The following is a 5,859-nucleotide window of genomic DNA, read 5'->3' as shown; positions in this document are numbered from 1 at the left end:
CCCTCGGCAAGCCCCAGCCCGCTCCCATCGACGACGTGCGCGAGGCAGCCCGCATGCTGGCTGAATCGAAGAAACCCATCATCGTCGCAGGCGGCGGCTCCATCGGCGCAGCAGCCGACCTGCTCCGCCTGGCAGAAACCCTGGAAGCTCCCGTCATTACCTCGGTTAACGGCAAGGGCGCCATTCCCGAAAAGCACCGCCTCTCCCTCGGCGCCGACCTACGCCTGAGCGCAGCCCACGCCTTCTGCCGGGAGGCGGACGCCATGCTGATTATCGGCTCCAAGATCGGTGAAGCGGAGCTCTGGGACGGCGACATCCGCCCCGCCGGCCCCGTCATTCGCATCGATATTACGCGCGACCAGATGCTCACCAACATCACCCCCGACATTGAGCTGCCGGGCAACTCCAAGGCCGTCATTCCGCAGCTTCTGGACGCCCTCGCCGAGCTCGGCCTGGCCCCCGGCTCCCGCGAGCCCCGCAACCTGCAAAACATCTTCGACACCCTCGACAACGAGGGGCGGGCGCTGGCTCCCGAGCTGGCAGAGCTCAACGAGAAGATTATGGAGATTCTGCCCGAAGACACCATCATTGCCGGTGACTCCTCCCAGGTCACCTACATGGGCACCACCACCTTCTACCGGGCGGCCCGCCCCAACTCCCTGCTCTACATGGCAACCTACGCCACCCTGGGCTACGGCCTGCCCGCTGCTATTGGCGCCAAGGTAGCCGCCCCCGAGCGTCCTGTGGTCTGCCTACTCGGCGACGGCGCACTCATGTTCGCCATCCAAGAGCTCATGACCGCCGTTGAGCAGCAGCTCGACCTACCCATCATCTGCGTCGAAAACGGCGGCTACGGCGAGATTCGCCAGAACGAGCGCGACCGCGGCATCGCCCCCGTGGCGGTAGACCTGGTGCAGCCCGACTGGGTCAAACTGGCCGAGGGCTTCGGCGCCACCGGCTTCTCAGCCACCATGGACATCCTGGCCGAGACCGTCCAGCAGGCCCTGGCAACCCGCGGCCCCTCGGTCGTACACCTAAAGATTGGTGAGACCCTGCGCTAGATACCCCGGTATAAGCGACTCTCTGGGGTAGCTTGTAGGTACAAGGACGCTGCCCCCACTCCCCTGCCGAAGGCAGGAAGGTGGGGGCAGCGTCCTAATTTTTATCTACCCGAACCGCCCGCACGCTTACCGGCAGGCAGGTTTGCACTTACTCGTAGCGCAGGGCGTCGATGGGGTCGAGCTTGGCTGCTTTGTTGGCCGGGTAGTAGCCGAAGAAGAGACCAATCGCCAGGGAGAAGCCCAGGGAGGTCAGCACCGCGTTGAACGGCGGCAGAACCATAAGGCCCATCAGGTTAGAACCCAGCATGCCCAGGCCACCGCCCAATAGAACGCCAAGAATACCGCCGACCAGGCAAACCATCATAGCCTCAACCACAAACTGGGTGCGGATAGCACTACGGGTAGCGCCCAGGGCCTTACGGATACCGATTTCACGGGTTCGCTCAGTCACCGTCACCAACATAATGTTCATGACGCCAATGCCACCCACCAGCAGAGAGATACCAGCAATAGCACTAATAGCCATACTGATATTGTTCAGCACCTGGTTAAAGGAAGCGGTAGAAGCTGAGAAGTCCATAATTTCGGCCTGGAAATTATCGTTAGACCGGTACATCTGGGTCAGGACAGCCTGTAGCTTAGCCTTAGTCTGCCCAAGATCTGCGTTCTCAGAAGGACGCACCGTAATAGTTGACCATTCGGTAGTCTCGTAGTCGCTGACTGCTGAGGCAACCGTGTAAGGCATATAGTAGGCGCTGGTGTCAGTGTAGGCGAAAATACCGCCACTGGTGTCGGGGGCGTAAACACCAATGACCACGCCGGTCATGGAGCCGCTAGTGCCGTCCATAGTGATTTCATTACCGATAGCCTTCTGCGGGTCACCATCGTAGAGGGCGTTCATAGTCTCGGTCGAGATAACAGCCACCTTGCGGGAGGTCTTGATATCTTCAGCGGTAATGTTGCGGCCGGCCACAATCTCAAGAGGCTTAAGCTTAAGGGCATCCTCGTTCACGAACTTGGCGCTACCGCTAGCTTCCTTACCGTTAGCGGTCAGGGGCATGTAGGAGCCACCGTAGCTGGAGTCACCAATGGGAATACCAGCAATGGAGTCACCCATGACCTGCTTAATGAGGTTGATGTCGTCCATATCAAACTTGGAGTCAGTATCCGGGGTGGCTCCGCTTTCGCCCAGTAGACCACCGTAGGGATCGCTGGAGGGTGAAGCCGAAGCCTGCGGATCTGGACGCCCCTTAACCTGTACGGTCAAATCGTTAGCACCCGAGCTGGCAATAGACCGGTTGGTCTGCACCTGTAGGGCATGGCCCAGGGTCAGAATAGCAATCACCGAGACGATACCCACGATAATACCCAGCAGGGTCAGGAAGGACCGCATCTTGTTGGTGCGCAGGCTGCCCAGGGCCAGTATCAGAGATTCACGAAGATTCACGGCTACTGACCTCCTTGAAGGTTCATGGGCAGGGTGGGGTCTAAGGTCTGGACGCCAGCCTGGGGCTGCTGGGCCAGGTAGGGGCTGGCAGCCTCCTGCCCGTTCTGGATGCGGCCGTCCACCATGGTCACGACCCGGGTAGTTTCAGCAGCCAGCTCAGGGTTGTGGGTAATGAAGACGATGGTCTTGCCTTGCTCCCGGTTGAGCTGATGGAAGAGATCCATGACCATGCGGCCGGTCTGGCTATCCAGAGCACCTGTCGGTTCATCGGCCAGTAGCAATGGTGGGTCGTTGGCTAAGGCACGGGCGATAGCTACGCGCTGCTTCTGACCACCCGAGAGCTGGGCCGGGTTGTGGTCCATACGGTCGGCTATGCCCATCTGTTCTAGCAGATACTGGGCCCTTTCGCGGCGCTCCTTGACTGGAACCCCTGCATACATGAGGGGCATCTCCACGTTTTTGAGAGCAGAAATCCGGCCAATCAGATTGAAGCTCTGGAAGACAAAGCCAATGTTTTGGCTGCGATAGAAGGCCTGTTCGTCGTCGTTCAGGGCCATGACGTCTTCACCGGCGAAGGTGTAGGAGCCTGCGGTGGCCTTGTCCAGCATACCGATGATGTTCATGAGGGTGCTCTTGCCGGAGCCAGACTGGCCAACCACCGACACAAATTCGCCCTCGTCCACGTGGAAGTTGACACCGGGCAGAACCGTGATGGCGTTTTCGGTTCCCTGGTTAAAGGTCTTAACAATGTCCCGCATATCTAGCAGGTGTCCAGCCCCGGCGGGCTGGGTCTGGGTAGCCAGCACGTCGGTGGGATTGTCCAGGTAGTCCTGGGGTTTGTGGCTAGTCATGGTTTAGAAACCGCCAATGCTGGTGCCGGCGTCCAGAAGAACCTGCGCGCCGATACGGTCCTTGTAGGCTTCGCCCTGGGTGATAACCATGTCGCCGGTCTGCAGCTGGCCGCCGGTGATGGCGATGTCAACATCGTTGGTCAAACCTGTTTCGACGGTCCGCTCTTCCAGGGTGTACTGGCCTTCTTCACCGGGTACAGCCACAATGACGGCCTTAGCGCCGCTGTCGGTGGTGTAGACGGCATCGCGGGGCAAGCTGATGGAGGAGGAATCTTCAGCAGTGATAATGTTGGCCTTGACCTTGGAGCCCAGGAAGAGGCCCTCGCGGTCGCCTTCCACAGTAATCTGGACACTGAAGGTGGGGTTGCTATTGCTGCTGGTGCCAGCACCCAGGGCAGAGACTGCGTCGCTACCGCTGCTGGAGGCCTGCTGCAGGGAGTCAGCGATGGAGGAGACAGAGGTGACGGTGCCCTTGTACTCCTTGGCTGAGTCACTACCGGCGGTGAAAGTGACCTTGTTGCCTTCCTTAATCTTAGCAATGTCAGATTCGCGAACGCTGCTGGTGATGGTCAGGCTGGAGTCGTTACCGATAGTGACGATGGGGCCGGTGGCTGCGGCGCCGGGCTTGGCGACACTGGTGACTACACCGTCAATGGGGGCGGTGATGGTGGCTGCGTTGATGTCGTTCTGCAGCTTGGTCAGGGTCTGGTCGCGGCTGGTTTCGGCGGCGCTCAGGCTGGTGCGGGCAGAGTTAACTTCGGCTTCCAGGCTGGTCAGCTGGGTATTAGCGGCGTTGCGGGCGGTGGTAACACCGGTGTCGACATCGGTCTTGGCACCAGCAGCCAGACGCTGGGCTGATTCGGCGGCTGCTACTTCAGCGTTGAGGGCAGTGGTGTCTTCACCTGCGGCAGCAGCGGCGTCCCGCAGGGAGCGTTTGGTGGCCAGGTCGTTGTTGGCTGCGGTTAGCTGCTCGTTGGCGGTGCGCTGGGCACTCAGGGCAGCCATAATTTCGGCGTTGGTGTTGTTGTTGATGCCGTCGTGCAGCTGGTTGTAGTTGTTCTGGGCGGTAGTGAGGGCTGCCTGGGCAGTAGTGACTTGGGTGTCCAGCTGGGTGCGCTGGGAGTCCAGTTCGCTCTGCAGGGTAGAGGTGTCCATGGTGGCTAGCGTCTGGCCCTGGTGTACCCGGTCGCCTACCTTGACGTCAACGGAGCTGATGGTGGTGGTCAGGTGGGTGGTGACGGCCCGGGTTTCTCCGGGCTGGACGGTGCCATCTACTCGCACCCTGTTGCTGACGCCCTGGTTGTCGGTGACCAGGATGTAGTCGGTGGAGGGAATGCCGACGCTGGAGGCCCGGTTGGCGACAGAGTTGATGGCCTGGCTGACGATAAAAATAAGGACCAGCAGGGAAACGCCCAGGGCAATGAGCACCTTGGTCAGGGTAGAGAGCTTCTTGCGCTTCTTGGGGCGCTGGCGGGTGGAGGGGCTACTGCTCATAGTTTTCTCCATATTTCGGGGTAGAGATAAAGAATATTTGCCCTCATTTTATGGGAGTTACGAGATTTATGGTCAGGCCGGAAAGCCTGAGGAAGCCTATTTCATACCTGAGTATGAGGAACTTCCGCACATCACAGAGAACTACCAGCTAGGACACCTATAATATTCAGGCAAACAGAAGGTAACGGCAGAGTCTTGAGAGAAAACACTGCGCTAATCCTGAAAATTCTCAATTCCTAGCAGTCTCCCCTCGCTATCAAGACTAATTTCCCCAAGACAGACGTCCTATTGACACCCAGAAAACAACAAATCATACCCGGGTATGAAACTACGACAGCTGGGATACGTCTCGTGTATGACTTAAAGATTTAGACCCAAATACTGCCCAGTTGCCAAGCCTTGCAAGCATCGATCAGCGCATCCCCTGATTCAGCAACTAGCACTACATCTCGAGACTCTGTTTCGTTGAAGACCAGCGAGGAAATCGTGTTGAACCCATCGTTGATAAAGACTTCGATAGAGCCTCTATCAGCAAAGATGCGCAAGGTGAGTACGCCCTCAACAGGAACAGCAGCAGATCGATAACCGCCATCACCCACGGTCAAGCGACGATCAAGGAAAACCCGCCCTGCCTGGGCATCGTATCCAAGGTAGGCATAGGAATTCTGAGCCAGATTCCCTACCATGATGCCGATTCGCTCAGCGGAACTGGCAGATAGGTCAAGAGTAATCTCTAGCTCAAAAGCATCTACCCCTTCAAGCAGGGAAACTCGTTGGTTAGCCTCTAGACGACGAGGCCCGATATCGGTTTCTTTCTGCCTCAGATTTTTCAGCTCTTCTAAAGGAGTGCTCACCAGATTAAGGTCCGGCCCCAAAGAATGAACTGCTCCCCATAAGTTGGACTACTAAAAAACAGTCACCAACTAATGGGGAGCATCTCCTATGCGAGCACGAAGCTCACTCACCCAACACCAACGAGAACAACTCATCCACCTCTTCCAACAAG

5 protein-coding genes are annotated in these 5,859 nt (G+C 58.1%); 1 reads left to right on the top strand and 4 read right to left on the bottom strand.

Annotated elements, in window-relative coordinates:
• The coding region (locus tag E4U03_RS12175; protein WP_135013987.1) for a thiamine pyrophosphate-binding protein at window positions 1-1,061 on the top strand (1,061 nt) is incomplete at its 5' end.
• A 148-nt stretch (window positions 1,062-1,209) separates the two neighbouring features.
• Here E4U03_RS12175 and E4U03_RS12170 read toward each other — a convergent pair.
• The 4 genes from E4U03_RS12170 to E4U03_RS12155 form a co-directional block, all read right to left on the bottom strand.
• Window positions 1,210-2,508 carry an ABC transporter permease gene (locus tag E4U03_RS12170; protein WP_135013986.1) on the bottom strand — a complete coding sequence of 433 codons (1,299 nt, stop codon included), beginning with the start codon at window positions 2,506-2,508 and terminating at the stop codon, window positions 1,210-1,212.
• Window positions 2,509-2,510: 2 nt separating this feature from the next.
• A complete protein-coding gene (locus tag E4U03_RS12165; protein WP_228066283.1) occupies window positions 2,511-3,359 on the bottom strand; it encodes an ABC transporter ATP-binding protein in 849 nt (282 codons plus the stop codon).
• A 3-nt stretch (window positions 3,360-3,362) separates the two neighbouring features.
• The gene (locus E4U03_RS12160) at window positions 3,363-4,853 is read right to left on the bottom strand and encodes an efflux RND transporter periplasmic adaptor subunit (RefSeq protein WP_167752432.1); all 1,491 of its coding nucleotides are present in this window, start codon (window positions 4,851-4,853) and stop codon (window positions 3,363-3,365) included.
• A gap of 368 nt (window positions 4,854-5,221) precedes the next feature.
• Window positions 5,222-5,707, bottom strand: a complete 486-nt coding sequence (locus E4U03_RS12155) for a GH32 C-terminal domain-containing protein (RefSeq protein ID WP_167752431.1) — start codon at window positions 5,705-5,707, stop codon at window positions 5,222-5,224.
• Window positions 5,708-5,859 lie beyond the last annotated feature (152 nt).

The organism is Rothia nasimurium (assembly GCF_004569295.1).
In the GTDB taxonomy this organism is placed as follows: Bacteria; Actinomycetota; Actinomycetes; order Actinomycetales; family Micrococcaceae; genus Rothia; species Rothia nasimurium_B.
This window is presented reverse-complemented; position numbering and strand designations above follow the sequence as displayed.

Excerpts from the sequence above, each read along its gene's own strand:
- E4U03_RS12160 (WP_167752432.1), bottom strand. The coding sequence starts at position 4,853 with ATGAGCAGTAGCCCCTCCACCCGCCAGCGCCCCAAGAAGCGCAAGAAG.
- E4U03_RS12165 (WP_228066283.1), bottom strand. The coding sequence starts at position 3,359 with ATGACTAGCCACAAACCCCAGGACTACCTGGACAATCCCACCGACGTG.